Here is a 26,158-nt window from a genome sequence, read left to right on the forward strand (position 1 = left end):
CCGAAGCCGAGGAGCAGTACTACGCCATGCTGGACGAACCAGCCATGGCTGCATAACTTAAACCAAACGGCCTCCGGCAAACCCGGTGCGGTTCAATCCTTTTGGACGGCACGACCGAAGGATAGGTCATGTCCAGAAAGCTGATACCGCTTAATCTGAGCGACGTTTCGACGTTTGCCAAATCGGTGAGATCGCAATTGTCCAACCAAGATGGACTCCCGTCCCACCTCGAATTGTTGAATATCCTCGCCAAAGCTGCTGGGCTCGGCAATTTCCAGAATTTGCGAGCGACGGTGAAAGGTGCGGGGGATCCGGCACCAAGCCCACCCGACGACAAACTGTTTCAGCAACCTTCCGATATCAATCAGAGGCTGGTGGAGAGAATTGCCCGCTGCTTTGACAAGGGCGGCCGATTGCTGCGTTGGCCGGCGCGACGCACTGACCAGATCGTTGCGCTTTGGATATTGTGGGCGCAGATTCCGGCAGCACGCGAGCTCTCCGAGCCAGATGTAAACATCCTGCTCAATGAGCGCCATGACTTCGGCGATTACGCACTTCTGCGCCGCGAGCTCTGTGATCTCGGGCTGATGACCCGGACGCCGAACGGACGAGTCTACAGACGCGTCGAACGACCAATGCCTAGCGACGCGGCAGCGGCGCTCCGTCTTATCTTGCGCTGATCAGTCCAATCGGCACTGATCCCGATCCCATTCTCGTGATCGGCGGTGGCGAGGGCTTTATGATGAAGTCCGACCCAGGCTCGTCTCGCAAAGAATGCAAGCGAAATTTGGCCCATCCGTCAGGCGGATGTAGCTGACATGCTATGTGGGGCTGATTGCTGGAGTTCAGGTCTTTCGACCGGTGACCGGCAGCGTCTTGTGAGGGATCGAACCTGTGCGGCGTGGGGAGTTAAGGAGCTCGCTTCACCTCGGCTTTTCGTCGCTCCTGGTTCAACCTGTTGCTCCGGCTGCCTGTCGAGCTTGGACGTGGTCTGGAGAACTTGGAGGCGACGGGAGCAAGAGGTCAGGAACCCTCTGCTAGCTGCGGCTGTCAGCGCGTCGATATCTACAGCAACGGTGGTTAGCCGCGTTTGTCGCGTGGCTAGCGGACCGTTGCCGTGATGCGCGTCTCTCATGGATGAGGCAGAGGCGGCTCACGCCGCCTCCTCCTCGTCGCGGTTCGGCTGCAAGGAATGCAGGTAATCGACGGCGCGCTGCGCATGTGCTGCCGCTGAAAAGATGGCACGCTTGTCGTTGCCCAGAACCTTGAGCCAGCCGTCGAGGTAGCTTGCGTGGTCGGGTCGTGGTTCGAGCTCGGGGACGATGCCGAGATCGGCGCAGAGAAACGCGCTGCCGAGTTCGGCAATCAGCTCCTCACGGGCACGTTCGCTCCTGCCTTTTGCGTAGCGGCTGAGATCGCGATCAAGCCTTCGTGGTGCGCCGGTCCAGTGCGTCATCTCGTGACTGAGGATGGCGACATAGGAGGCATCGTCCCTGAAGGCATCCAGGCATGGCATCTGGATGTAATCACGCTGAGCGGCATAATAGGCAGCCGTACCTCCGTGCCGGATCAGCGCACCGGTATTGGCAAAGAAGCGGCCGGCATTGCCGATGCGGCTCATTGGATCGACGACAGGTGCGATGTCATCAAAACGCCCGTCGAGACCGGCGATCTGATCGGTGTTGAACACTGTGTAAGCTTTGAGGAATGGAATATCCTGTTCGACCTCAGTGCCAGTCTCCGTCGTTTCAGTGCGGATGAACGAACTGGCGAAGATCACGGTTGTGCCGGTTTCGCCCTTGCGGACGGCGCCGCCGAGCTCGATTGCCTGGCGAAACGTCATCCAGCTTGATGAGGCAAAACCACGGGCGATGGCTTCGGACCAGAGGAGAAGGACGTTGATCCCGGAATAGGGTTGACCGTTATGGCGCAGTGGCCGGCTGACCTCGCCCGTCGCATGTCCCGTCGTCCAGGGCTTGGTCCACGGCCGCACGCCACGTTCGAGATCGGCGATGATTTTGGTGGTGATGCGGCTATAGATATCGGATCGTTGATGGGATGGCTGCCTGCTCATGTCTGAACCTCCGTTTCGAGGTCGCGGCCATCGCGACCTGCTACGGCGGTCCGAAAGCCAGGCTGCAAGCGCAGCCTGCACCCGCAGGGCCGCAACGTAGTGGAGGACGGCAAGGCCGTTGCGGGCGGCGCGAGCCTGGCAGGACCAGAAGCCGAGGCAGGACGCAATGGCCGCAATAGGATCGGCAAGTGTTGATGCAGGCAGACGTGGCAGATCTGCGAGGTGTCAGGCCGTCGCTCACGCCGCAGATGGACCGCGGCAATGAGGCCCACCTGGCCGGCCGCGCCAGTAACCCGGCGATATCGACAACGTCGCCACGCAACGCCGAGACGATCCTGAAGTGGATGCCGCTCACCGCTTCAGCTCGAAGGCCAAGTTTGGCAGGTCCGATCAGGCGCTGATGCCTATAGCGGACGGAGTGCAGCGTCCCATCAAGGTTGGACTGCCAGTCATTGGCCCTGTGCCCAGGCCTCCGGACGGGTTAGCTCATGCGTCTGGCCCGCCTTGGCCGTATCGGCCAGAAAAGTGCACTGAGCGGCCTTGAAGGTCAGCCAGTGTGGATTGCAAGCAAATCGGCATAAACTGTCGGATTGCTCGCCAGCACCGGATGGCCCTGCAGCAAGGCTTCGCCCTCAGCCGGGAAGGCTAGACGGGTTCCACCGGCTTCCTTGACGAGGCAGTAGCCGGCCATGCAGTCCCAGGCACGCATGTGGGGCTCGTAGTAGCCAACAAGCCGCCCCGCGGCCACATAGGCCAGCATCAAGGCGCCCGAGCCATTGCGGATGAAGTTGCCACCCTTGGCAAGCAAAGCAGACACAATTGCGCCTACCCGCTCCGGGGTTACATAGGAATTGCAGCCAATGCCGGTCATTGCATTCTGCAAAGTCCGTGACGGATCGAGGCTGAGTTTCTTGCCGTTCAGGCTCGCGCCCATGCCCGCCGCCGCTGCGTAGAGTTCATCATCGCACGGGACGTGGATCACGCCGATCACGGGCATACCGCGGTGCAGAACGGCAATCGATACACACCATGTCGGCATGCCATTGACGAATGGCGCTGTTCCGTCAATCGGATCGACAACCCATGTCAATCCCGACCCCCCTTCCTGATAACCGTATTCCTCGCCGAGAAATCCGTCTGCCCCAAAAGCTTCCGCCACGCGCTCTCGTATGAATGTCTCGACGTTGCGGTCGGCAATTGACACGACGTCCTGCAGATCCCGCTTCGTTTCGATCACGAGTCTGTCGCGCCCGTTGAAATAGTCGAGCGCCATAGCGCCCGCCTCCCGCGCAACGGCTTTGGCAAAGACAAAGCGTGTATCAAGTTCCGTCTGTTGCGACATAATGCTGGTACTCCTTGCAATAGTTCAGGTCGTTGAGTGGTTTAAGAGGTCGGCGTCGAAGTGGATGGGCGAAGCGGCCGATCAGGGGGGTGATTAGAATCGCTGCTCAGATGTATCGGCAACGGACATCAAGAACCTGCGCAAGAAAAGGCGCAGCCGAATCTCAGGCCTTCATCTTCAAGCTGTCGCGAATGTTCAACTCGCGTTGCTGCTCAGGAAGATCAAGCCGATTCACATCAATGGCGCTCATACCCGCCCGTCGAGCTGCTTCGAGACCTTGTTCGCTATCTTCGAACACGACACACCGGGCTGGTTCTATTCCCAATAGAGCGGCCGCCTGCAGAAACAGGTCTGGGGCCGGCTTTGGATTTGCCACGTCATCGATCGTGACCAACTCGTCGAAATATTCCCGCAGGCCCGTTCCATGCAGGGTCGCAGTGACAATTTCCCGCGAACCGCCGGAGGCAACAGCCATGGGACGCACGCCGGCCAACCGGCGAACCGTCGCAGCAACCACATGCACTTCACGCACTCTGTGTAGATTCTGAAGAAAGTGCGATCGCATGGTGGCGATGACGGATTCGCGATCGAGCACAACGTCGAATTCTCGCTCAAAGGCCTCCATAAGGACCCCTTCAGACATTCCCGCCCGCATCAAATACCAGGCCTGATTCATCGGTTTGCCGGAATGGGCAAAGCCGGCTGCCCATGCGTCCGCATAGACAGGGGGCGTGTGAACAAGTGTGCCGTCGCAATCAAAAATCACGGCCTCGAAATCATTTTCCAGCGATAGAATATCAATCATACCTAATCCTTCCGGCGGGCGAACATCGGTTTAACGCAAGGGCTCCATACAGGCTCGTTCTGATAGGCGGTCATCGAACGCAGGCTGGCCCAGGATTTTGCCTCAGAGTCTCTCACGTGCTGATAAGGGCGATGCCGCGACTTCGGAAGCCGAGCGTAGCGTCGGACGCGACCGGTAAAATGCGGTCGACGGCGTGGTCGACGATGAAGAGCGTGCCGACGTCGGTTTCGACCTCATACTCGACATGATCTCCGAGATAGGCCGAATGCAGGATGCGGCCGGCAAGCCCGTGCCCCCGCCCCTCGGAAAGCGCGATGGCGCCGGGACGAACGGCAAGGCTCGCCGCACCCGGCGTCGCTCTACCCGCCGGCACACGATGTCGGAAACCACCAATGCGGATGTCAGCATCGGCGCCATCGATACCAACCACCTCGCAGGGGATCACATTCGCCTCTCCCATGAAATCCGCGATGAAGGCGGAAGCCGGCGCTTCATAGAGGTCGCGCGGGGCGCCGGACTGGGCGACTTCGCCATCTTTCATGATGATGATGCGGTCGGACACGGCAAGCGCCTCATCCTGATCGTGCGTGACATAGACGGCGGTGAAGCCGAGGCGCTGCTGGAGTTCGCGGATATCCGTGCGTACCTTGCGGCGCAGGCGCGCATCGAGGTTGGAAAGCGGCTCGTCGAGCAGCAGCACCTGCGGTTCCAGCACCAGCGCGCGGGCGACGGCGACGCGCTGTTGCTGGCCGCCGGAGAGTTCGGCGGGCAGGCGATGGCCCATGCCGGCAAGGCCGACCAGTGCCAGCCCCTCCTCCGCCTTCTCGCGCGCTTCCTTGCGGCTGAAGCCCGAGGATTCCAGGCCATAGGCGACGTTGTCGCGCGCATTCATGTGCGGAAAGAGCGCATAGGACTGGAAGACCATCGAGACATCGCGCTCATTGGCCGGCAGCATGGTGACGTCCTTGCCGCCGATCAGTATTTTTCCGGCCGAAGGATGTTCGAGGCCGGCAAGCATGCGCAGCGTCGTCGTCTTGCCACAGCCGGAGGGGCCAAGCAGGGTGACGAGCGTACCGCGCTCGATGGTGAGCGAGAGGTCGGGAATGGCAGTGAAGGCTCCAAATGTTTTGCGCACGTTCTGGAAGACAACGGAACCGGCTTTGGGATTAATCATGCGATTTTCTCCTGGCGAGAGGAAGCGGATGTGGCAAGGCCGGCGACGCGGTTTTCACGGCGCAGGCGCCGTTCGCCCACGATGAGCTGGAAGCAGGCGATGACGGTGATCATCACGACGATCAGCATGGTGGAATAGGCGATGGCCACGCCATATTCCCCGTTCTCGACGAGGCCGACGATGTAGGAGGTCGCCATATTGTACTCGGCGCTGACGAGGAAGATGACGGCGCTGATGGAGGTGATTGCGCGCACGAAGGAATAGACGAGCGCGGCGGTGATGGCCGGGCGTAAAAGCGGCAGGATGACCTTGCGGATCGTGCGGAAGCTGTTGGCCCGCAGCGTCAGGGAGGCTTCATCCAGGCTCTTGTCGAGCTGGCTCATCGCCGCGATGCCTCCGCGCACGCCGACCGGCATGTTGCGGAAGACGAAGCAGGCGATCAAGATCAGTGCCGAGCCGGTCATTTCCAAGGGCGGCAGATTGAAGGCCATGATGTAGCTGACGCCGATGACTGTGCCGGGAATAGCAAAGCTCATCATGAGGGCGAATTCGAAGGCATTCTTCCCGACGAATTTTTGACGCACGATAATATAAGCCGTCAGTAGGCCGACGGCGGCAGTCAGCGGAGCAGAGACCAACGCGATCTCGATCGTCGTCCAGAACGAGTTCCAAGCGACGCCCGTCCAGGCGATCCCATTTTCGAAGCTGATCGAGAAGGCCTTGGCGTAGTGGTCGAGCGTCAGCGAGTTGTCGAGACCCCAGGTTTTCACGAAGCCGCCGACCAGGATCATGCCGTAGATGACGAGCGTGAAGAGGATCCACGGGATGACGACGGCGTGAACGCCGATCGACAGCCCTCGCGGCAGAGCGATGTGCGATCCGCTATCGCCCTTGCCGGTGACGGTGGCGTAGTTTTTGCCCGACAGCCAGACGCGTTGGGCGAGGAAGGCGGAGAGCGTGAATAGCAACAGCACCGTGGCGAGTACGGCGGCGCGCGACGGATCGTTCTGCGACCCGACCACGGCGAAGAAGATCTCGGTCGAAAGCACGCCATGGCTGCCGCCGAGCACCAGCGGATTGCCGAAGTCGGCCATGCTTTCGATGAAGCCGATGAGGAAGGCGTTGGCCAGACCGGGCTTCATCAGCGGCAGCGACACCCGCCGGAACGTGCGCCAACGGTCGGCGCGCAGCGTCGTGGACGCCTCCTCCATCGACGGGCTGACGCCCTCGACGACTCCGATCAGCACGAGGAACGAGATCGGCGTGAAAGACAGCACCTGCGCTATCCAGATGCCGGTGAGACCGTAGAGCCAACGGCCGGGCTCGATGCCGAAGAGTCCCGACAGCCCCTGCGTGACGACACCGGCGCGGCCGAAGAGCAGCGTGAGCGCCAGACCGATGACGAAGGGTGGAGTGATGATCGGCAGGATCGTCAGCAGCCGCAGGCCCTTCTTGAAGGGAAACCGCGTGCGGGTGGCGACAAGCGCGAAGGCGAGGCCAAGCAGGGTCGAGCCGAGGCCGGTCATGATGGCGAGCCAGAGCGTACGCCAGGCGACGCCGCAGCGACCGGCGCCGATCACACAGTTGAGGCTCCAGATGCTCGGATCCTGCACGTTCCGGATGAAGTTATCCGCATTGAACGAGCCGTCGAAATCCTGCACCGATCCGATGAACATGCTGCCAATCGGGTAGAAGACGAAGACCGCGACGAGGAAGACGAGCAGCGCGATCGCGCTGACGACAAAGGCATCGCCCTTCATGACACCGCGTTCGGCAAGGCCGAAGGCGAAGAGCAGCACGAAGGTGATCGCAGAGAGCACCGCACCCGCCCCCATCGAAGCCTGACCGTTCGAGAGCGGGCCGAAGAGCATTTCGCTCACCGTCCAGGTCCAACCGGAAAAGCCGACGGCGAGGCCCTGGAGCGACAGGAAGAGGACGCCGATCGCGCCGGTCCAGGCGAGCACGGCGCCGCGGCGCATTGGGTCTGCCGTGCCGCGGGCCACGATAGCCAGGAGAAGGAGCACGAGCGCAGCGGCAAGCCACAGCCGGCCGTGCGCGAAAATCTGCACGACGCCGGGGGCGGCTTCCGGAGAAAGGGGGAAACCGGCCAGCCAACCGAGTCCGAAGAAGCCGTTCTCGATCCGATACCAGGGCAATAGGGTCAATGCGACCACGCCCAGGATCAGGACCACGTCCAGCCTGCGATTGCCATGTCTCATGGCTGACCTCGCTGTCTTGAGTGTGAGGAGGCGGCGCCCGGGGAGACGGGCGCCGCCGGTCTGGACATCAGTTGGCGGCGGCGCCTATTTCCCGATCCCAGCGTTCCAGCAGTGCCTTGCGCTTCGTCGGCTCGCCATAGGTCTTGAAGTCGTAGTCGATCAGCTTGATGTCCTCGAAGCGCGGCGCCTCCTTCGGGATTGCGGCGCTCTTGTTGGACGGCAGCTGGAAGGACTTGGCATCCTTCATGCGCGACTGAACTTCCGCCGTCAGCGCCCAGTCGTACCAGATCCTCGCATTGTCGAGATTGCGGGCGCCCTTGATGATCGACATGGAGCCGATCTCGTAGCCGGTACCTTCGCAAGGCGTAATCGACTTGACCGGGAAGCCTTCGGCCGTCTGCGCCACAGCATCGTGGACGAAGACGATGCCGAGCGCCGTCTCACCGCGTGCTGCGGCCTTGACGGGTGCCGATCCGGACTTGGTATATTGCGATATGTTGCCGTTCAGCTTCTTCAGGTAGTCGAAAGCCTGGTCCTCGCCCATGATCTGCACGAGAGAGGCGAGCGCCGTATAAGCGGTACCAGAAGAATTCGGGTTCGCAATTTGGATTTCGCCCTTCAGTTCCGGTGCCAAAAGGTCGGCCCAGCAGACTGGCTCCTTGTAGCCTTTGGACTTGAAGATTTCCGTGTTGTAGCCCCAGCCCAGCGCGCCGGCATAAACGCCGACGGTCTTGTAACCGGAGCTTTCGGCCTGCTTCTTCGCCCAGTCGTTGAGTTCATCGAGCTTCGGCGACTTGTATTCGAGGGTCAGATTTTCCGAAGCCGCCTGAAGATGCGGATCGCCCGTGCCGGCCCACCATATGTCTGTCTTCGGATTGCGAGCCTCGGCACGCACCTTGGCATAGGTCTCGCCGGACGAAAGGCGAACCATGTTCACCTTGATGTCGCTATGCGCCTTCTCGAAATCGCCCTTCATCTGCTCGCAGATGACAACGTCTGCCGAGCAGATGAGGTTGAGTTCGCCAGCCGCCTGCGCCGGTAGCGCCCCGAGCGCCGTGCCGGCGAAAAGCACGAGGGAAAGGGTCTTCATTTTCATGGGGCATCCTCCTTGTTGCCTGGGTTAGATTTTCGCACGAACAAAACACAGCAGAGCCATCGGCCTGCCCGCGTCGGCGTGTGCATGTTTCTGGGTTGTGGTTTGTCTGAATGCCTTGATCAGTTCGTCGCGGCGATTTCCGCATCGAACCTGCGGAGCAGTCGGCTTCGTTCATCCGGCGAGCCGAAGGTGGCGAAGTCATAGTCGACCATCTTGATCATCGAGATATCCGGGGCTGCAAGCGGCAGGGTGGATTTCGCGTTGGATGGAACTTGGTTCTGGCCGGACGCCGCGCCCGTACCCTGCCCTGCCGGGCTCAGCGCGAAATCGACGAAGCGCTTTGCTTCCTCGATATGCCTTGCGCCTTTGACGATGCTCACGGCGCCGATCTCGTAGCCGGTGCCCTCGCAGGGTGCGACGATGACGAGGGGAAAGCCCGCTTGCTTCTGCGTCACGGCATCATGCATGAAAGAAATGCCGATGAGCGTTTCTCCTCGCGCCGCCGCCTTGATCGGCGCAGCCCCCGAGGGTGTGTAACGTTCGATATTGCGATTGAGCGCAGCGAGATAACGGAAAGCCTCATCCTCGCCGAAGAGCTGAACCAGCGTCGCAAGCGTCGTGAAGGCGGTGCCAGACGAATTCGGATTACCGCTCTGGATGCGGCCGCGATAGGCGACATCCGTGAGGTCCTTCCAGCAGGTCGGCGCGGGCAGCTTCAGCTCGCGCAGCAGGTCGGCATTGTAGGCAAAGCCGAGCGCCCCCGCATAAATGCCGGCTGAGCGGCCGCCAGACATGGCGAAGAAGTTCTGCGCCCAGGGCAGCATGTCGCGCTCATGGGCCGGCTGGTAGGGTTCGAGCAGATTTTCAGAACCGGCCTGCAGATGAGTATCGCCCGTGCCGCCCCACCAGACATCGACGGTAGGTGCTGTTTTCTCCGCGCGGATCTGATTGAGAATATCGCCGGTGCTCTTGCGTGTCACCGAAATTTCGAGCCCGGTCTTCGCCTCATAGGCCGTCTTCATCGCGGCACACCACGTCTCGTCCACCCCGCACAGAACGGTGAGCGACGGTGCTGCGATGCCGGTGCTGGCGCTCGCCAGCCACAAAGCTGCTACCGCGCTGAAAGCGGTGATGCCTCTCACAACTTCCTCCCATTGGACCTTGCGTCCCAATCTCCGTAATCAGGATGTCACATCTGCTTCCCCGCGCAATCGAAGAATGGTTACGGTTCTTACAGCCGGAGCCGGTATCACCCTCGAAAAAATGACAAAGGTTACAAATGTGACAAACCGCATAACACGAGCTCGCTTTGAAGATCGTGACATCTCTGCCTATAATAGGCACGGGAGGACGTGCATGTGTTGAATGAGAGGATAACCATCCTGATCGTCGAGGACGATCCGGACATGGCGGAGCTTATCTCCGACCTCATAGAGGCGGAAGGTTGGACAGCTCTAACCGCGCCATCCGCGGAAGAGGCCGCGATCGTCCTTTCGCGCGAAACCGTGCATCTCGTGCTCGTCGACCATAACCTGCCCGGCACATCCGGACGCACCTTCGCGCAGCGCCTGCGCGCGCAGGCCAATATCGGCATTGTCATGGTGACCGCTGCAGGCAGCGCCGTGGACCGGGTGCTGGGTCTCGAAACCGCGGCAGACGACTATGTCGTCAAACCCTTCGAGCCCATCGAATTGACGGCCCGTATCAAAGCCGTGCTGCGCCGGACGATTCCCTCGCTGAAGCCGGAGCGCGAAAGCGAGCGGGAGCATGAACCCACATCCCTGAAGCTCGGCGAATGGTCGGTGGATCTCAAGAGCCGCCGCGCCATCTGCCGTACCGACCCCGCCAAGTCGCTCACGAGCGCCGAATTCGCGCTGCTCGAAATCCTCGCCGAAACGCCAAACACACCCGTTAGCCGCGCGCATATCCTCGATCGATTGGGCGCGGAAAGCGAGCGCTATATCGACCGCAATGTCGACGTGCTCGTGCTGCGTCTGCGTCGCAAGATCGAGCGCAATCCAGACCTGCCGCGCCATATCAAGACGCGCCGCGGCAAGGGCTATATTCTCGACACAGACGATAGCGAGACCGCACCGTGATCAGCCGTCCGTTCCTCTCCTCCATCGCCTTTCGGCTGCCCTTCGCCATCGCCTTCATCTGCGTGCTCGTCTTCAGCCTTGCGACCATTGCCGTCTACGGCCTGCAGCGGGCGCGCCAAGAAATGGCCGCCTATGGCTTGCAGGCGTTTTCGGCTCTCGCCAAGGCCTCGCTGGTCTCGCGGCAGGTTTCAGACCTCGTCTCCAGCGCACCCTTCCTCATGAATTCGACCTCACCCTACCGGGTCTCTAGCGAAAGCCGCTCGGTCGTCCTGCAGGTCGATGCGCTTTTGCGCGCGATGCAACCTGAAAACGACCGGGCTGCCGTACGGGGTTTTGCCAGCAGCCGCATCGTAGAGCTGCTGGAAACCATCCGCACGCAGACGACGACGCTTGCGGGCGACGCGGAATCGGCCCAGCAGCACAAGGCGGAGGCCGCGGCAGCACTCGGCGAGATCGCGACCGGCAGCGGCATTGGGGATGCAGGTTTCCGCAGTCGGCTGAACGCCATCGTCCAATCCGCCTCCAATTCGGATAGCCTCTTCCAGCTCGGCGAATTGCGCCGGCGCTACGTCTCGGAGACCGCCCCGCGACTCGAACGCGCCGCGCCGGACACCCGGGTTGCCGCCGCCGAGCTTGCGCCTTACGAACGGATCTTCGAGGCACAGACGCGTTATCTGCTCGAAATGTTCGCCATCCGCGCCGCAGTCTCGCGCCTGCACAGCGTCTCACGCGATCTGTCGCATGCGACGGAAACCCAAAGCGAGGCCGTTGCCCGCAACCTCAGTGACGACCTCGTCTCGACCTCCGATGCATTGAGCCGCATCCTCGTCATCGTCGCTGTTGCCTCGCTGTTGGTCCTGGCAATGGCCGTGGTCTCGATCCGATCGGTCATGCGTGTCTCACGCGGCATCGTCTCCCTTTCGAACGGCATGAACGCACTGGCAGAAGGGCGCAAGGATGTTGATACGCCTCGCTATGACGGCACGGAAACCGAGCTGGTGCGCCTGCTCGAAGCTTTCCGCGCATTCCGGGAGAGCGTCGAGCGCGTGACGCGGCTTCGGCGTACGGCGGAGGCCGCCGCACGCACCATCCGCTCCACCTTCCGCAGTATGAACGAAGGCATCGCGCTATTCGATCCGCGCGGCCGGCCGATCACCATGAACCGGCGTGTCATCGAGCTGGTGGGCTGGTCTGGTTCGGCCAGGAAATTGCCGCTTCGCAGCTTCGTGACGCCGCTGCCGGAGATTGATCGGGCCCTTCTGCCGGCTGAGGATGATGCGGGGCTGCTCACCGACCGCTGTGTGCTGCGCCATCGCTCCGATGTCGGACAGGTAACCGAAGTGTCGGTATCGCGGCAACCGGACGGCGGCGTCGTGCTGCTGGCGCGCGATATCACCGACATGGACCGGCAGGAGGCGGAGGCGGCAAAAATCCAACGGCTCGACGGCATCATGCGTATGACCCATCAGGTGAGCCACGAAGTCGGCAACATGATCGGCATCATCACCGGCAGCCTCGGCCTGCTGGAGCGCGAAACCGGCTTCAATGAGCGGCAAAAGCGACACCTCGCCCGCATCCGTAAGGCTGCCGACCGCGGCAGGTCGCTGGCCGGGAGTATGCTTTCCATCGGCAGCCAGCAGCCGATCCATCCCGGCGCGGTGGAGATCGGCGCGGTGCTGCGCGGCATGGCCGACGTATTGGAAATCGCCATCGGCGAAAAATGCCGGCTCGCCTTCGAAATAGCCGGCGACCTGCCCACCGTCCTCATCGACACGGCGCTCTTCGAACAATCGATCCTCAATCTCTGCCTCAACGCCGCCGCGGCTATGCCGGCAGGTGGAACAATTCTCATACGTTGTTCCCGCAGTGAGGCCGGCGTCAGCGTCAGTGTGACAGACGACGGCATCGGCATGACACCCGAGGCCGTCGACAAAGCCTTCGAACCCTACTTTACCACGCGCGACGCGGAAGGCGGCGTCGGTCTTGGCCTAGCAGTGGTTTATGGATTCGTACGCCAAAGCGGTGGCGACGCTCGCATTGCCTCGGTGCCGGGCAAGGGAACCGTCGTTGAACTTTTGTTTCCGGCATGAATTGTCACTTTCGCCTTTCATCGCACCAGTTCGCATGTGCCGAACGCACAAGAACGCACGCAGCCGCAAAAAAGGCATTGAATCAAGAGCATCTGCCGACTCGCAATACGAGTGAGATATCAGCGTTAAGTCATTGAAACTAGATTCGTTTCGACTTGGAACAAAGCGTCACTGATTCGGTTGAGTCGGGTTGGTTGCGTCAGGAGTCCGCGAAGATGGTTACCCCGCGAGCGAATTGGAAAGGCTATATCAAGTTTGGAGAGGTCGCGTTCCCTGTTGCCTTTTACACAGCGGCATCGTCCTGCGAACGGATAGCCTTTACATGATGCGTCCACGTCGCCCCTCCCTGCCGTTGCTCGACGAGTCACGCTTAACGCTGCTGTCTCGTCCGATCCGCAAGCGCGACCCCGACCAGCCGAGTCTACCCTTCGATCCAATGCCGTCACGCGTCGAGCCATGTCTCGCGCTGCTCAAGCCGACCGTGCCTATCGGATCGGATTGGCTCTATGAGGTGAAGTGGGACGGTTATCGATTGGCAATCCACATCGAGCCAAAGCGCGTGCGGGTCATCACTCGCGGCGGCCATGACTGGACCCACCGCTTCCCCACCATCGCTGCTGCGGCAAAAGACCTTGGGGTAACAACTGCCATCCTCGATGGTGAGGCGGTCGTTCTTGACGAGCGGGGCCGATCTGATTTTGCCGCCCTGCAGCGTTCGCTCGGCGGGCGGGGGGGCAAACGGGTATCGACCGAGTCCAGCCTTTTCGCGTTCGACCTGGTCTATCTCGATGGGCATGATCTGACCCGCACCGAGCTTGCAGTGCGCCGGCACCTGCTTGAAGACCTTGTGCCGGAAGACGGCGACGGCGCGATCCGTCTTTCCGAGGAGATAGAACTGCCCGCCGAAGACCTGCTCGAGCACGCCTGCCATCATCAACTGGAAGGGATCATCGCCAAGCATCGTGACCGACCTTACCGAAGCGGCCGGACCGGTGACTGGCTGAAGATCAAGTGTGTCCAGAGCGAAAGCTTCATGATCGTTGGCTACGAGCAGTCGGCAGTCGCGCGGGGCGGCATCGGCAGCTTGCTGTTGGCCGGTAGGAAGGGATTCGATTGGGCTTTTGTGGGATCAGTCGGGACTGGATTCACTGCGAAGGATGCCGAGCACCTGAAAAAGACGCTCGATCCGTTGAAGACGAACCGGCCGGTCGTTCCGCTGAGGGGCAAGCGCTTCGTCTTCGTGCAGCCGACGCTGATCGCTGAGATCGAGTTTCGGGGCTGGACTGGGGACGGCAACCTCCGTCATGCATCGTACAAGGGGCTTCGGGAGATCCAGGACAACGCGGCAGTGTATGATTTGACGGAATGATCCGACGCCTGGCCAGCTGGTCGTCCTCTGCAGATCTTGGCCGGCCCCGAATTCGCAAAGCAATGCCGGCTACCACCTCGAGCCAGATCCGCGATGAACTACTTCTCAATCAAGCCGCCACCCGGGCCTTTGCGAGGCGCTTCATCGCCTGCTCCAGCGGCCGCTGGCCGTCGCAATAGTCCTCCCAAGCCGACGATTTCGACAGAAGCGCCGGAACAGTGCGGATGGTAAAGCGCTTGGGGTCGAGGCCGGATTTGACCTGCGTCCAGCTCAACGGCATCGAGACAGTGGCGCCCGGTCGAGCCCGCGGCGACAACGGCGCCACCGCGGTTGCCATTCGGTCGTTGCGAAGATAGTCGAGGAAGATGCGGCCGTTCCTCAGGCTCTTCGTCATCTTGATCAGATAGAGTTGCGGATTGTCGCGCGCCATCTGTTGGCAGACGTCATGCGCGAAGCCCTTCGCTTGCGCCCAAGAAAGCGGCTCGCTCTTGTCGACGGCAAGCGGGGTGACGACGTGCAGGCCCTTGCCGCCGGTTGTCTTGCAGAAGCTTATCAGGCCCAGTTCGTCGAGACGGTCGCGCATTTCGCGGGCTGCGGAAACGACCTCGGAGAAGGGCACACCCGGACCTGGATCGAGGTCGAAGACCAGTCGTCCCGGCACCTCAGGCTTATGCGGCTCGCAATTCCAGGGATGCAGTTCGACGGCGCCGATCTGCGCGACGGCAGCCAGACCCTCGACCCGGTCGATCTGCAGATAGGGCTTTTTGTCGCCGAAGACTTTGACCAGTTCGAGCAGGTTGGAGGTGCCGGGCATAGCATGGCGCTGGAAGAACTGCTCGCCGCCGACCCCGTCGGGTGTCCGGATGATGGAACATGGACGTCCCTTGATGTGCTCGATCAGCCAGGAACCGACCGCTTCGTAGTAACGGGCCAGCTCCTCCTTGGTGACGGGTTTGCCGTCATTGGCATCCGGCCACAGCGGCTTGTCAGGGTTGGAGATCAGCACGTCCATGACCTCCGCCTTGGCGCCCTTTCGCCTGACCGGCCTGGCCTTCGTCTCCGCCGCCGGCTGCGGCACGTCCGTCTGCGCGGGTTTCGCCGGCCGTTCGGCCTTGACCTCCTTGGCCGGCTTGTCTGTGCGCAGCCCCTTGAACGCCGCCTGCCGGACAATACCGTCGGCCGTCCAGCCTGCGAATTCAATTTCCGCCACGAGCTCCGGCTTCAGCCACTTGACCTCGGCCTCCTTTTTCGGCGCGCCGATGCCGGTGAAAGGCGATTTCACCGTCTCGAGCGCCTCCAGCTTCGGAAGCAGCGTTTCCACCTTCTTCGCACCATATCCGGTGCCGACGCGGCCGACATAAACGAAGTGGTCGCCCCGGTAGACGCCGACCAGCAGAGATCGGAATTTACCGTTGGTCTTGGCATAGGCGCCGATCACGACTTCGTGGCCAGCGCGGCATTTCGACTTTGCCCAGCTTTCGGTGCGGCCGGATTGATAGGGTGCATCCGCCTGTTTCGAGACGATGCCTTCCAGTGACAGTTTGCAGGCAGACCGAAGGACCGCATCACCGCCCGTTTCGAAATGCTCGACGAAACGGATGCGCGGATCGCTGCCGGCGTCGGACAGAAGGCTTTGAAGCCGCTCCTTACGCTCGACGAGTGGCAAGGATCGCAAATCTTCGCCACCCTCATAGAGAAGATCGAATGCGAAATAGACGAGCTCGCCGGTCCTGCCTTCCGAGAGAGCCGCCTGCAGGGCTGCAAAATCCGGCGCGCCGCTTTCATCGAGTGCGCAGATCTCGCCATCGATGATGGCGTCCGGCAGGGCCGACGCTGCCTGGGCAATCTCGGGATACTTGCCGGTCCAGTCGAGTCCTTTCCTGGTCTTCAGCGTCGTCTCGCCATCCAGCACCCGCATCTGGATCCTATAGCCGTCGAACTTAATCTCGTGAATCCAGCCGGTGCCGGGGGGCGGGCGCTCCACGGTTTGGCAAAGCTGCGGCGCAATGAAATCAGGCAGATCGACCGTTGTGACCGTCTTCGATTTTCGCCCGGCCCTGTCATCCTCTTTTCGCTCTTCGGCCGCCAGTCCCTGATTGCTGTCCCAGACGGCATCGGCCTGAACGTCGCCGCCCTCGACCATGAAAGGCTTGGGTTTTCGTCCCCTTCCCGTGGCAATCATCTCCATCGTACGTCCGGAGGCAACTGATGTCTGGTTTTCCTCAAGTATGGCCGCGCCGTTCTCGTCGACGGAGAACTCGTCGTGGTGTTTGATCAGCAGCCAGTTTGTCCGCTTGCCGCGGTCGCGATCGTTGCGCATGCGCACCAGCACGAAGCTGCCGTGCAGCCGTTTGCCCTCCAGCGTAAACTTGAAATCGCCTTTCGCCAGGGCCTGCTCCGGGCTCATCTTGCCTTCCGGTTCCCAATAGCCCCGATCCCAGAGCATGACCGTGCCGCCGCCATACTGGCCTTTCGGAATGGTGCCTTCGAAATCACCATAGTCGAGCGGGTGGTCTTCGACCTCGACGGCCAGCCGCTTGTCATGCGGATCGAGGGACGGCCCCTTCGTGACGGCCCACGACTTGAAGACGCCATCGAGCTCGAGCCTGAGGTCGTAATGCAGGCGGGTAGCATCATGTTTCTGGATGACGAAGCGACGGCGATTGCTGCGCGCGAGGCGCTTTTCACCGCTCGGTTCGGCGGTTTTCTGAAAATCGCGCTTCGACCGATAGGTCGATAGTTTGTCCGTGGCCATGGTCGTTCCCAAAAAGCGGTCCGACAATGAAATGTCAGCAGGTGGCTGGAAGTTCCGTGGCGTTGCCTCAACGCACCTTAGGGCGAGGGCTAGTTCAGCGGCCTGGCCATCCTGGATGCTTCATAGACGCCAAAGGGAAGCCGGCCAGCCCACGGGTGACCGTTATCCACCCGATGACGACCTCGACAAGCTGAGGCATTCTCATTTCCAGGATTTCTGCTATCGTTCACTTGTCATGGGAGTTGGCGTCATGGTTGCAGCAAGTTTGGTTCCGGATGCGTTTTACTGGGCGAAGTCCTCGAAGCACTTCGACGGACGAATAACGATCGTTCAGGTCTCCACGGTTTTCGGGGAGGATCCTGCTTACTGGACGCTGGCGCTCGTGGGAACCGATCAGCACGCCATGCCCGCGGACTTCGAGATCATCGCTTCGGCAGAGCTCGCAGACGGATACCCCCTCCGTCATGCCGCCGAGTGAACCACCAATCCGACAAGTTTTCCCTTCGGAGGATCACCGGAACAGGATGATTGGCTTCGCCGCGCTCGGCCTTGCGGAAACTCGGTGCATTAAATTCGCTCGGCGCGTGGGATGCAAACCTGGTAAGTCGCCAGCCGTCGAAGCGTGTAAGCGAGCTCGTCGGCATCATATGGTTTGGAGAAGAACACCCCACGCTCGGGCAGGCCCTCCCTGCCGATCGTCACCCTCCCCGACACGACGACGATCTCGATCAGGGGCCATCTTTCGCGGACCAAGGCGGCCAGCGCCAAGCCATCCATCGTACCCGGCACCTCGACCTCGGTCAGGACGATGGCGATATCGCTCCTGCGTTCCAGGATGAGGACCGCATCATCCGCGTTCGTCGCCTCGAGCGCTTCCAGTCCGACCGCTTCGACAACGTCCACCGCCATCATCATCAGCAGGGGCTCGTCTTCGACGACGAGCACTGCATGCCTTCCGTGAGGATGCGTCATGCCGTATTACCGTGAATCATAACCGCGAACCTCCGCATTTCAATTTGGTTCCCGGACGTCCATTTGATGGTTGGCAGGTTTATGCGCCCGTTTTGCCGGGGGACTTGAATTGAACATAACCCGAAGCTATCTACGGATCTTCGGCGTTGCTGGTGAGTGCTCCACGCGAGTGTTCGCGACTGCCGAAGTCGCTTATCTGCTTTTGACCACGGATGTACTGGCACTGGTGTGAAGAGCGATGTTGGAAAGGTCGGTGCGATTTCGCCCCGGCCTTTTTTATTGCCCGCTGCTCGGGGTAGAGAGCTTGGCCCCGCGTTTGACGGCGCTCGCGCACCGAGAATTCGGAAAAAACCGGTGCGTTCACCATCTCCGTAACGTCCGGTTGGCACGCCGCGACCTCGGCGAATAAATCGGCAGCGGTTCGGCCGGGCCGAGACTCTTTGGGCCGGTAAAAAATGTCTCGCCTTAATCTCCTGTGCAAAGGAAAGCACAACTTTAGGAGTTAAAAGTCCCATCGCCTATGTGAGGCTTTTGAATTGCTCATTGGAGGTCGCTCGCTCCACGCCTCATTGTCCGCTCGTTTTGCCGCGGCACCGGGAGGGATAGTATTATTTCGGGGTCTCGTCGCCGTATATTTAAAAAAATCAATTGCATACTTCCCTGCGGCGGCGAGGAACAAAAATCTTCTCTGGCGGTTTTGAGAGCATGGATCTGCCTGATCCGCAAACGGAGGAAACACCATATGAAGAAGATCATGTTGGCAGCGGCAATTTTTGGCGCCTCTGTCGTCGCAACTTTCGCCCAAACACCGCCGGCTCCATCTCCGGATGGAAATACACCAGCAGTTGCAACCCCGGATACCAAAAATCCGACTGCGCCCGTTGAGGGTGCCAACAGCTTTACCGAAGCTCAGGCGAAGGATCGCATTGCGGAAGCCGGCTACACCGACGTCAAGGATCTCAAGCTCGACGACAAGGGGATCTGGATGGCCTCTGGCATGAAGGATGGCAAAGCCGTCTCCATAGCCCTCGATTATCAAGGCAACATCGTCGCCAAGTAACCCAAGGAGAAGCATGATGAGAACTGTAACCGGACTTTTCGATGACTACTCTGACGCTCGCTCCGCCGTCACCAAATTGGAAGCGGCAGGCGTTCCCTCAACCGACATCAGCATCGTCTCCAACAAGGCCGGCCGCATCGATCGCGACTCCGACGTTGGAGAGGATGCCGCGACCGGTGCCGGCATTGGCGCTGCCCTCGGAGGCGCTGGCGGCCTGCTCACCGGACTGGGCCTGATGGCCATTCCCGGTGTCGGACCGGTGGTTGCCGCAGGCTGGCTTGCCGCGACTGCGGCCGGGGCTGTTGCCGGCGCCGTCGCTGGTGGTGCCGCTGGTGGCCTAATCGGCGCCCTCACCGACTCCGGCGTCTCGGAAGATGATGCCCACCTTTATGCCGAAGGCGTCCGCCGTGGTGGCAGCTTGGTTACGGCCCGGGTCGACGACGCCCGCGCTTCCGAGGCGCAGGCCATTCTCCAGGGTTCGAACTGGGTCGACCCGGTTGAACGTCGGCGTGCCTATAACGAGCAGGGATGGACCCGGTTTGACGATACGCTCGATCCATATGCCCCTGAACAGATTGCGCAAGAGCGCGACCGGTACCGGCGGACCGCCATCTAACCGGCTTCGAGTTCAACCCTCCTCGCGCTGCGCAAGGAGGGTTGAAGTGCAGCTGGCGTCTCCCCTATCGAGCACCATCTTGCGATAGCGGCAAAAGCCACACGTCGCTTGATGAGATGGCGTTTCCGCCGCGGGGATCGATGGCCGCGGTGGTATGCCATGGCTGGCAATGAAATCGCGAAGAGCTGCTTCCGCGTGCTTCGCCTTGGAGCAGCAACGCCGATAACGTGCGATCTCCTGAATTTTGAATCATAGCACGTTGCTCTGACCTCAGAGCTGCCGCGGCGAGCTTGTTTTGAAGAGACGGCGTTTCCACTGCCCGTGACGGACATTGGCTTGTGTTTGCCATGGGCTTGTGTTTTTCCGTCGACAACGACGGAGCGGCGCCTGGCCGATAATCGCGATAGAGGAATGGATCACAATGCTCTCCGCCGAACAAAAGAGTGAATTTCATCGAGCCTTCGAACGTCGCCGGCCTTATGCCGATGGTGAAGCGGACGCGTATCTTGAATCTGACAGCGTCACTGCATTTTCTCCTCTAGAAGACAGTGACCTTTCGTTTCGGTTGGCGCTGACCAGCAATGAGACACTCGACCTTGCGACCAACCCGATCTGCGCGGGACGGCTGGCCGCAGCCTTGCTCGACCTGATAGCGAAGAGGGGGACTTTGTCGTCGACCTGACGATCTGGGACGCTGGAAGCGGGGAGCAGCTTGTGATGCTCAAGCCCTGACGAGCCCACGGTTAGGATACCGCGGCGATCTTCGCCGTCAGCGGGTGCATGTAACCCACTTTCGCGTTTGCGCTAACGAAGACGAAGACGAAGACGAATTTGGCCGGTCAGCCTGGGTGATCAACTGGCTTGGATAGCCCGAAACCTGCGCACTCTAGCATGCGATCCGCAGGTTTTGTCCGAGCACCATCGTCTGAGGCCGCCACGAGATTGATCCAGAAAGAGCCAGCCGCAATTTGGACCTTGACACGCACGTACAGGACGGCGTGCGTGTCGCGACGTCAGCAGTTCGGCGGCTGACTGGGCGATACGAGTACTGATTGCATCCAAATCTTTGGCATCCGCCGGACGCCACTGGATCCTGCCTCCAACGCAGCTCAGTGATTGCTGCAGTTGCGCACGCCGGGCCATGCCGGCAACGAGGTCGAGATCGTCCCGGCTGATCGGGCTTGCATCATATTCGGACAGAAACAGGCGGCTAAGAGCCTCCCGCAACTCCTTAGCTTCTCCGAGTTCCTTTTTCGCGTCGGACGGCGACCCGCCGGCCTTAGCTAGTAAGGTATCGCGTTCTTTGTCGTCGATCAGATCGAGACGACGGGCCCAGGCCACGAGGTCATCGTAGCTATTCAGGAAATCCGGGCCCCAACGTTCACCGCGACTATCGACCGTGTTGACGAAGTCGAGCGCTGGATGACCGCCGAGAAGGCTGATGTCATGGATCGTCTTTAGCGTGTTCATAATTTGAATATCGTTTCCGGGAACGATTTGGGCAAGGGCGAGTTGTAACGGTCTAAATGATTTTTACACGTTACACGGATCGGAGCCCCGATGCCCAGCGGTGCCAACAAAAATCATCTGCGCTTTCTGATGTTATGCATAATCTGGGGAAGCACCTGGATCGGAACCAAGGCCGGCATCCAAGCCGTGCCGCCGCTCGTGTTCGCCGGCACGCGGTTCACCGCTGCCGGCATGTTGCTTCTTCTCTACGCTTGGGCGAATGGCAACATAGCGGGGCTGAAGGTGAGAGATGGCATTCGCTTTACCGCCGCCAGTATGCTGATGATTACGCTCTGCTACGGCCCATTGTTCTGGGGCATGCAGTATATCAATTCCGGGACTGCCGCCGTTCTGGAAATGTCGCTCACTCCGATCGCGCTCCTGGTATTTGCTCTCCTGCTAGGCGAAGAGACATTGGATGGCCGGCGGATCTTCGCGATCGCTCTGGGGGTCTGTGGACTGGTCGTCCTGTTCTGGCCGGCTTCCGCCTATGTAAGTCTGCCTGAAGCCTTCCCAGGCGCGAGCCTATGGGGGGGATTGGCGGTTGCATCAGCGGCCTTCACCTATGGTTACGGCTCGGTGTTGGCCCGTCCACTTCTCCGATTCTATCCGGCCTTGTTCGTTTCAGGTGTGACGACCTCGTTCGGAGGCTTCGTGCTGCTGATGGTAGCCCTGGCTTTCGAACCGGGGGCAGTTTCCGCCCTCTCCGGCGACTGGGGCATGATTGCCTGGCTTGGCTGGTTCTTCCTTGTGATCTTTGGCTCGCTAATCGGCTACACGACCTTCATGCGCTTGCTGCGGGATATCGGCGCATCCCGCGCCGGTAGCTATGCCTTCGTTTCGCCGGTCATCGCTGTCGCCCTCGGCGCTGCTGTCTTCGCGGAGCGGATAACAGTGATGGATGTGATCGGCATCATCGTAATGCTGAGTGGCGCCTGTCTCGCCATGTCAGGAGCGCCGGCGACCGAACATGCCGCTCTCGAAAGCTGAATCAGATCGAACTGAGTTCCAGTTGTATCAAATGTTGGAGACCAGAGATGGCAACGACACTGATAACGAAAATCCAGCAGGGGCAAACAGGCGCCTGTTCTTGAGGCAGGGCGGATAGTGGAGCCCTTATCGTTCGCATCCTCCGCGAGCTGGAGGCGCATCGGCCGGATGTGCTCGGAAACGTGCCGGCTGAGCGCTGCGACAAGGGCTTCGGCTTCATCACGCCTGAGGGCGGCGGACAGGATGTGTTTGTTCACGTCTCTGCCTTGCAACGCGGCCGTTCGCTGCGCGAAGGCGATAAGGTCAGCTTCGAGGTCGGAGGACCGCAAGACCGGAAAGTCGAAGGCTGAGAACGTTTCGGTCTTCTGATCGGCTGTCGTAGATTTGCCAGGCTGCTTAGACAGGCGAGCCCAGCACCACGATGTCGTCATAGACCGGCGCGACCGTGCCGAAGATAGCGCGGCCGGGGAAGGCGCTATGCCGGACCTCGCCTCCGATGAGGCGAGGTCGTCACTGATACCCCTAGATGATAGCAAGGCGCGCAGGCCGAGCCGGATGCGCGGTCGGCTTTCTCTTCCAAGGAACAAGAACGGACGGCATGCCGGCTTCCAAGCAGGCGGCCACGAAGGCCTCCCGCGCGATAATGCCGGCGGTGGTGTCGTTGAGGGCGCCACGGCACGTCTTGACTGCTCGCTCGTGGCGCTCTCCGTGACGCAACGGCCATTCGTTTTCGAGAAAGTCCAAGGCGTCGTATGCGCCTGTGAAACTGCGCTCCAAACCGCACTGCAGCCGGATTCTTACCGGCTGGGTCCATGGAACATCGTTCTGCGGCATTTTTTCCTCCTTTCATGCCACCAATGGTCCTGTCGAAATGATATTGTTAGGGATAGCCGATCATTCAAGGACCGTCAGAACCGTCGAGTAGCCCATTGCAAACGCCAGCGCCGTCCCCAATGTCAGGCGGCGTCCTAGAAACAGGATGAGGCCCTTTTTCTTGCGGGCCCTGGGAAGGATCGGGCCATCATATGATCATGAAACTCTTTTCCAACTCCAGTCGCTCCCGAGAGCGCTTTCTCGAAGCCATTCTCCAAAGTGCGATCGAATATGCGATCATCTCGACAGATCTGGATGGGCTGGTGACCACCTGGAATGAGGGCGCGCGACGGATCCTCGGATGGGATGAGGCCGAGATGGTCGGCCGGCCTGCGGCCGTGATTTTCACCGAGGAAGACCGGCAGGCGGGGGTTCTTCAACGGGAAATGACCGCCGCTTTGACCGAAGGTCATGGCAATGACGAGCGCTGGCACGTTCGCAAGGACGGCTCGTTGTTTTGGGCGTCGGGTCAGATGATGGCATTGACGACGGATGACGGCGAAGTCGAGGGCTTCGTGAAGATTCTCAGAGATCAGACAGAGCAGAGAGAGAACGAGGAACGACAGCGCGTTCTGATGCACGAGCTCTCGCACCGGATGAAGAATACGCTCACCGTCATTCAGGCTATCACCAGCCAATCCTTCCGAAACGCGAGCTCTATAGAGGATGCGGAACAGGCGATCTCGGCACGGATCAATGCATATGCCAAAGCGCACGAAATTTTGCTACAGCGGAATTGGCTGGGCGCTACCCTGACGGCGATTGTCGAGGCGACGGCTATCAATCTCGGACTAGAGACGTCGGAACGGTTCAAAGCAAGCGGTCCTGCTGTTGAATTGGGTCCTCAGGCGGCTCTTTGCTTCTCCCTCGTGCTGCACGAACTTGTCACCAACGCCAACAAGTATGGTGCGCTATCGGGAGAGACCGGGATAGTCGAAATCGATTGGTCTGTACGCGACGAGGCGGGTGACAAGCGCCTAGACTTCCGTTGGCGGGAGGTCGGTGGCCCTGCGGTAGAAGCGCCGGATAAGAAGGGGTTCGGCTTTCGACTCATCAACTCCAGTCTCTCCGCCTTCGGCGATGTCACTGTTGGCTACGCGCCGACAGGTTTCGTCCTGTCGGTGGACGCATCGCTTCTGAAACTGCAATTCAAAACGTATTCCGACGCTGAGGAATAATTCGAGAGAACGATCTGCAAGAGTTAGGGGCGCTTGGCGTCGTCGGTTCGGAACCATTCGCACCGATTGACATTGCTTCTGGATCTCGCAAACGGCGGACGCTTGATGCACAACAACAGGAAGCAGTTCTTCGTCCTCGCTCTTGCCTTTCTGATGAGCATGTTCTTTCGCAGCTATTTCGGCGTGGTCGGTCCGATGGTCGCTGCCGACATCGATCTCGACCCCAGCCGCTATGGATACGCGGCGTCGGCCTTCTTCATTTCGTTCGGGCTGCTGCAGATGCCACTGGGCTCAGCCTTCGACCGCTTCGGCGCAGGAACGCCTATGACTGTTTTAATGATCGTCGGCGCCATGGGGGCCGCGTTGGTCGCCATGGCACGAACGGCCGGACAGCTTGTTGCCGGTCAGGCGGTCCTGGGCGCGGGGCGCGCCGATCTTCATGGGAGTGGTCTATCAGTTCGGAAGTCTTGGCGACGGGGTGGCCGCGCGGAGAAAGATCACCGCCGTCAGCGCTGTTGGCACCATCGGCGCCCTTCTATCGGCGTCGCCTATGGTTTGGCTTTCTGAAGTCCTCGGGTGGCGCGGGGCGATGCTTGTTGCAGCGTCAGCGATGGCGCTTTGCGCGGTTGGCGTCGCCTTTCAAATGGCACCAACGCCACAAGAAGGACAATCGGAAGAGGCGACTGAGAGCAGGCCAGCGGGCTTAGTCTACCTCTTGCCAATATGCCTAACCCTGTCGCTCGGAGGGACTTTTCGCAATGCTTGGGCGACCCCTTACCTGTCCGGGGTGTTCTCCGCGGATCAGCGTGTCTCAGGTTTCGCGCTGACGATCGTGAGCGCCGTCGGCATAGGGACGTCCTTTGCTATTCCCGCGCTCGTATCCAAAGTGTCACCGCGAAGCATCGTGACGGCTGGGATGGCCGCGGGGACGATCGCCGCTTTCGCCATGGCCGTTTCACCCGGCTCCAGTATTGTCGCCGCCGTCGCTCTGATCTGCCTGCTTTATTCAATCGGCAACCTCCATCCCCTGGTTATGGCCGAAGCGCAGGAACTTGCACCTTCCAAGCACCGAGGCCTTTTGTTGGGCTTTCTCAACACCCTTGTGTTTTTCGGAGTTGCGATCTCTTCGGCTGTATTTGGATGGATCGCCCAAAGTGCCGGTGGACCCTCCGCCACGTTTGAGATCATCTTGTTCAGTACCGCAGGCTGTCTCGCCATCGGCCTGACAGCGTATTTGGCGAGGCCAGCCTGGCGGAGCATCGCAAACCAACGTTAACCGGTCGCCGAGCGAAAGGTGGATCTGTCGAGCGCCAATTTGCGGCCGATCCGAGCATAGCCAGCGTCAAAGGCAGGTCGTGCCCCTCTGTCGCGCGGAATTTATTTCAGTTCAAATTACTTAGTCACTGCTGGAACTTTTTCTGGAGCGTCGCGTTTTGAGCGCGGATGTGATTGCGATTTTTCGCTAACGTCCGCCTTTCCATGTCCGCTCACCATTGCGCCCCGCGTCTCCGCGGGGCGATTTTTGCGTATATTTGGTGGGGATCAGCTCCCAGTGTTAACCTGGTGCATGGCCACTTCTGATCTTGCCTTGTCGACCAGTCAAAATGCTCGTCAATCGTTGATCTTAGCTGTGTTCTCGGGCCGAATTGGCGGGCCCACCTTCCACTGAACGCTTGGGGTGCCGTTGATCGGCGTCTTCCCCGATCCTAATGCTTGCCGACACTATTCGTATTGTCGGTCAGCAGACGCAACATGCCCCACGCCGTGGCTCGTGACCGCTCTATCGCCGGGAAGCGAAAAGATCTGTCGCCATAGGCCAATCATGCCGATTCATCTCGGTTTCGCGACAGCCTGCAGGGTTCTGTAAATTTTGCGGTCATCACCGATTTTTGAATACCGGAGGCGTTGTTGTTGTGTTTTTCCAGTGTGTTAGCAGC

The 26,158-nt window shown here is 60.4% G+C and carries 23 protein-coding genes and 2 pseudogenes; 14 read left to right on the forward strand and 11 right to left on the reverse strand.

Features of this window, described 5'->3' with window-relative positions; genetic code table 11:
- Positions 1 to 128: 128 nt before the first annotated feature.
- Positions 129 to 680 carry a DUF2087 domain-containing protein gene (locus FHT79_RS29125; protein WP_028756650.1) on the forward strand — a complete coding sequence of 184 codons (552 nt, stop codon included), beginning with the start codon at positions 129 to 131 and terminating at the stop codon, positions 678 to 680.
- Positions 681 to 1,153: 473 nt separating this feature from the next.
- On the opposite strand, the gene FHT79_RS29130 is transcribed toward FHT79_RS29125, so the two are convergent.
- The 7 genes from FHT79_RS29130 to FHT79_RS29165 form a co-directional block, all read right to left on the reverse strand.
- Positions 1,154 to 2,074 (reverse strand): zincin-like metallopeptidase domain-containing protein, encoded by a 921-nt coding sequence (locus FHT79_RS29130; RefSeq protein ID WP_028756651.1) that lies wholly within the window; start codon positions 2,072 to 2,074, stop codon positions 1,154 to 1,156.
- Between the two features lie 547 nt (positions 2,075 to 2,621).
- Entirely contained in the window at positions 2,622 to 3,416 is a 795-nt protein-coding gene (locus FHT79_RS29140) for an inositol monophosphatase family protein (RefSeq protein ID WP_028756652.1), read from the reverse strand.
- Positions 3,417 to 3,579: 163 nt separating this feature from the next.
- On the reverse strand, positions 3,580 to 4,221 hold the full coding sequence (locus tag FHT79_RS29145; RefSeq protein WP_097545232.1) for an HAD family phosphatase: 642 nt from the start codon (positions 4,219 to 4,221) through the stop codon (positions 3,580 to 3,582).
- Positions 4,222 to 4,333: 112 nt separating this feature from the next.
- Positions 4,334 to 5,395, reverse strand: a complete 1,062-nt coding sequence (locus FHT79_RS29150) for an ABC transporter ATP-binding protein (protein WP_028756654.1) — start codon at positions 5,393 to 5,395, stop codon at positions 4,334 to 4,336.
- Positions 5,392 to 7,614 carry an iron ABC transporter permease gene (locus FHT79_RS29155; protein ID WP_097545233.1) on the reverse strand — a complete coding sequence of 741 codons (2,223 nt, stop codon included), beginning with the start codon at positions 7,612 to 7,614 and terminating at the stop codon, positions 5,392 to 5,394. The genes FHT79_RS29150 and FHT79_RS29155 overlap by 4 nt, the downstream gene beginning before the upstream one ends.
- Before the next feature lie 67 nt (positions 7,615 to 7,681).
- Entirely contained in the window at positions 7,682 to 8,710 is a 1,029-nt protein-coding gene (locus FHT79_RS29160; RefSeq protein ID WP_028755971.1) for an ABC transporter substrate-binding protein, read from the reverse strand.
- 119 nt (positions 8,711 to 8,829) lie between these two features.
- Positions 8,830 to 9,852, reverse strand: a complete 1,023-nt coding sequence (locus FHT79_RS29165; RefSeq protein WP_028756656.1) for an ABC transporter substrate-binding protein — start codon at positions 9,850 to 9,852, stop codon at positions 8,830 to 8,832.
- 216 nt (positions 9,853 to 10,068) lie between these two features.
- Here FHT79_RS29165 and FHT79_RS29170 point away from each other — a divergent pair, with 216 nt between their 5' ends.
- The 4 genes and pseudogenes from FHT79_RS29170 (at position 10,069) to ligD (FHT79_RS29180) (ending at position 14,268) form a co-directional block, all read left to right on the forward strand.
- Positions 10,069 to 10,809: a response regulator transcription factor gene (locus FHT79_RS29170; protein ID WP_028755973.1), complete on the forward strand. Its 741-nt coding sequence runs from the start codon at positions 10,069 to 10,071 to the stop codon at positions 10,807 to 10,809.
- A complete protein-coding gene (locus FHT79_RS29175) occupies positions 10,806 to 12,899 on the forward strand; it encodes an ATP-binding protein (RefSeq protein WP_028755974.1) in 2,094 nt (697 codons plus the stop codon). The genes FHT79_RS29170 and FHT79_RS29175 overlap by 4 nt, the downstream gene beginning before the upstream one ends.
- 215 nt (positions 12,900 to 13,114) lie before the next feature.
- Positions 13,115 to 13,219: pseudogene (locus tag FHT79_RS32265) on the forward strand (Ku protein); the annotation flags it as partial.
- Positions 13,220 to 13,221: 2 nt separating this feature from the next.
- A complete protein-coding gene (ligD, locus tag FHT79_RS29180; RefSeq protein ID WP_028755975.1) occupies positions 13,222 to 14,268 on the forward strand; it encodes a non-homologous end-joining DNA ligase in 1,047 nt (348 codons plus the stop codon).
- A gap of 109 nt (positions 14,269 to 14,377) precedes the next feature.
- On the opposite strand, the gene ligD (FHT79_RS29185) is transcribed toward ligD (FHT79_RS29180), so the two are convergent.
- Positions 14,378 to 17,023, reverse strand: coding sequence for a DNA ligase D (gene ligD / locus FHT79_RS29185; protein WP_097596306.1), 2,646 nt, complete (start codon positions 17,021 to 17,023; stop codon positions 14,378 to 14,380).
- Between the two features lie 250 nt (positions 17,024 to 17,273).
- On the opposite strand from ligD (FHT79_RS29185), the gene FHT79_RS29190 reads away from it, so the two are divergent.
- Positions 17,274 to 17,501 (forward strand): hypothetical protein, encoded by a 228-nt coding sequence (locus tag FHT79_RS29190; protein ID WP_028755977.1) that lies wholly within the window; start codon positions 17,274 to 17,276, stop codon positions 17,499 to 17,501.
- Positions 17,502 to 17,590: 89 nt separating this feature from the next.
- Here FHT79_RS29190 and FHT79_RS29195 read toward each other — a convergent pair whose 3' ends face one another.
- Positions 17,591 to 17,995: a response regulator gene (locus FHT79_RS29195; protein ID WP_049810872.1), complete on the reverse strand. Its 405-nt coding sequence runs from the start codon at positions 17,993 to 17,995 to the stop codon at positions 17,591 to 17,593.
- A gap of 742 nt (positions 17,996 to 18,737) precedes the next feature.
- On the opposite strand from FHT79_RS29195, the gene FHT79_RS29200 reads away from it, so the two are divergent.
- From FHT79_RS29200 to FHT79_RS29210, 3 genes are all read left to right on the forward strand, one after another.
- Entirely contained in the window at positions 18,738 to 19,055 is a 318-nt protein-coding gene (locus FHT79_RS29200) for a PepSY domain-containing protein (protein WP_028755978.1), read from the forward strand.
- A gap of 16 nt (positions 19,056 to 19,071) precedes the next feature.
- Positions 19,072 to 19,671, forward strand: coding sequence for a general stress protein (locus tag FHT79_RS29205; protein ID WP_028755979.1), 600 nt, complete (start codon positions 19,072 to 19,074; stop codon positions 19,669 to 19,671).
- 421 nt (positions 19,672 to 20,092) lie between these two features.
- Positions 20,093 to 20,353 carry a hypothetical protein gene (locus FHT79_RS29210; protein ID WP_244604757.1) on the forward strand — a complete coding sequence of 87 codons (261 nt, stop codon included), beginning with the start codon at positions 20,093 to 20,095 and terminating at the stop codon, positions 20,351 to 20,353.
- A gap of 170 nt (positions 20,354 to 20,523) precedes the next feature.
- Here FHT79_RS29210 and FHT79_RS29215 read toward each other — a convergent pair whose 3' ends face one another.
- Positions 20,524 to 21,141, reverse strand: a complete 618-nt coding sequence (locus FHT79_RS29215; protein WP_028755980.1) for an ABATE domain-containing protein — start codon at positions 21,139 to 21,141, stop codon at positions 20,524 to 20,526.
- Between the two features lie 90 nt (positions 21,142 to 21,231).
- Here FHT79_RS29215 and FHT79_RS29220 point away from each other — a divergent pair, with 90 nt between their 5' ends.
- Both FHT79_RS29220 and FHT79_RS29225 read left to right on the forward strand, forming a co-directional pair.
- Positions 21,232 to 22,170, forward strand: a complete 939-nt coding sequence (locus tag FHT79_RS29220; protein WP_183904602.1) for an EamA family transporter — start codon at positions 21,232 to 21,234, stop codon at positions 22,168 to 22,170.
- Between the two features lie 170 nt (positions 22,171 to 22,340).
- Positions 22,341 to 22,539: pseudogene (locus FHT79_RS29225) on the forward strand (cold-shock protein).
- A gap of 153 nt (positions 22,540 to 22,692) precedes the next feature.
- Here the strand turns inward: FHT79_RS29225 and FHT79_RS29230 are convergent.
- Positions 22,693 to 23,004, reverse strand: coding sequence for a DUF982 domain-containing protein (locus FHT79_RS29230; protein WP_028757698.1), 312 nt, complete (start codon positions 23,002 to 23,004; stop codon positions 22,693 to 22,695).
- A gap of 191 nt (positions 23,005 to 23,195) precedes the next feature.
- On the opposite strand from FHT79_RS29230, the gene FHT79_RS29235 reads away from it, so the two are divergent.
- The 3 genes from FHT79_RS29235 to FHT79_RS29245 all read left to right on the forward strand — a co-directional run bounded on the left by FHT79_RS29235 (position 23,196) and on the right by FHT79_RS29245 (position 25,497).
- Positions 23,196 to 24,221, forward strand: coding sequence for an HWE histidine kinase domain-containing protein (locus tag FHT79_RS29235; RefSeq protein WP_028755970.1), 1,026 nt, complete (start codon positions 23,196 to 23,198; stop codon positions 24,219 to 24,221).
- A 66-nt stretch (positions 24,222 to 24,287) separates the two neighbouring features.
- Positions 24,288 to 24,788 (forward strand): MFS transporter, encoded by a 501-nt coding sequence (locus FHT79_RS32450; RefSeq protein ID WP_183904603.1) that lies wholly within the window; start codon positions 24,288 to 24,290, stop codon positions 24,786 to 24,788.
- Complete coding sequence (locus tag FHT79_RS29245) at positions 24,772 to 25,497, forward strand: MFS transporter (RefSeq protein WP_281414622.1); 726 nt, start codon at positions 24,772 to 24,774, stop codon at positions 25,495 to 25,497. Before FHT79_RS32450 ends, FHT79_RS29245 begins: the two co-directional genes overlap by 17 nt.
- The last annotated feature ends 661 nt before the right edge of the window (positions 25,498 to 26,158 follow it).

Source organism: Rhizobium sp. BK212, from assembly GCF_014197475.1.
Taxonomy (GTDB): Bacteria; Pseudomonadota; Alphaproteobacteria; order Rhizobiales; family Rhizobiaceae; genus Rhizobium; species Rhizobium anhuiense.

Bases quoted from the DNA above. Each gene is read 5' to 3' on its own strand.
- FHT79_RS29155 (WP_097545233.1), bottom strand. From the start codon at position 7,614: ATGAGACATGGCAATCGCAGGCTGGACGTGGTCCTGATCCTGGGCGTG.
- FHT79_RS29140 (WP_028756652.1), bottom strand. From the start codon at position 3,416: ATGTCGCAACAGACGGAACTTGATACACGCTTTGTCTTTGCCAAAGCC.
- ligD (WP_028755975.1), top strand. From the start codon at position 13,222: ATGATGCGTCCACGTCGCCCCTCCCTGCCGTTGCTCGACGAGTCACGC.
- FHT79_RS29215 (WP_028755980.1), bottom strand. From the start codon at position 21,141: ATGAACACGCTAAAGACGATCCATGACATCAGCCTTCTCGGCGGTCAT.
- FHT79_RS29195 (WP_049810872.1), bottom strand. From the start codon at position 17,995: ATGACGCATCCTCACGGAAGGCATGCAGTGCTCGTCGTCGAAGACGAG.
- FHT79_RS29200 (WP_028755978.1), top strand. From the start codon at position 18,738: ATGAAGAAGATCATGTTGGCAGCGGCAATTTTTGGCGCCTCTGTCGTC.
- FHT79_RS29130 (WP_028756651.1), bottom strand. From the start codon at position 2,074: ATGAGCAGGCAGCCATCCCATCAACGATCCGATATCTATAGCCGCATC.
- FHT79_RS29220 (WP_183904602.1), top strand. From the start codon at position 21,232: ATGCCCAGCGGTGCCAACAAAAATCATCTGCGCTTTCTGATGTTATGC.
- FHT79_RS29160 (WP_028755971.1), bottom strand. From the start codon at position 8,710: ATGAAAATGAAGACCCTTTCCCTCGTGCTTTTCGCCGGCACGGCGCTC.
- FHT79_RS29230 (WP_028757698.1), bottom strand. From the start codon at position 23,004: ATGCCGCAGAACGATGTTCCATGGACCCAGCCGGTAAGAATCCGGCTG.
- FHT79_RS29235 (WP_028755970.1), top strand. From the start codon at position 23,196: ATGATCATGAAACTCTTTTCCAACTCCAGTCGCTCCCGAGAGCGCTTT.
- FHT79_RS29125 (WP_028756650.1), top strand. From the start codon at position 129: ATGTCCAGAAAGCTGATACCGCTTAATCTGAGCGACGTTTCGACGTTT.
- FHT79_RS29150 (WP_028756654.1), bottom strand. From the start codon at position 5,395: ATGATTAATCCCAAAGCCGGTTCCGTTGTCTTCCAGAACGTGCGCAAA.
- ligD (WP_097596306.1), bottom strand. From the start codon at position 17,023: ATGGCCACGGACAAACTATCGACCTATCGGTCGAAGCGCGATTTTCAG.
- FHT79_RS29145 (WP_097545232.1), bottom strand. From the start codon at position 4,221: ATGATTGATATTCTATCGCTGGAAAATGATTTCGAGGCCGTGATTTTT.
- FHT79_RS29205 (WP_028755979.1), top strand. From the start codon at position 19,072: ATGAGAACTGTAACCGGACTTTTCGATGACTACTCTGACGCTCGCTCC.
- FHT79_RS29245 (WP_281414622.1), top strand. From the start codon at position 24,772: ATGGTTTGGCTTTCTGAAGTCCTCGGGTGGCGCGGGGCGATGCTTGTT.
- FHT79_RS29190 (WP_028755977.1), top strand. From the start codon at position 17,274: ATGGTTGCAGCAAGTTTGGTTCCGGATGCGTTTTACTGGGCGAAGTCC.
- FHT79_RS29210 (WP_244604757.1), top strand. From the start codon at position 20,093: ATGCTCTCCGCCGAACAAAAGAGTGAATTTCATCGAGCCTTCGAACGT.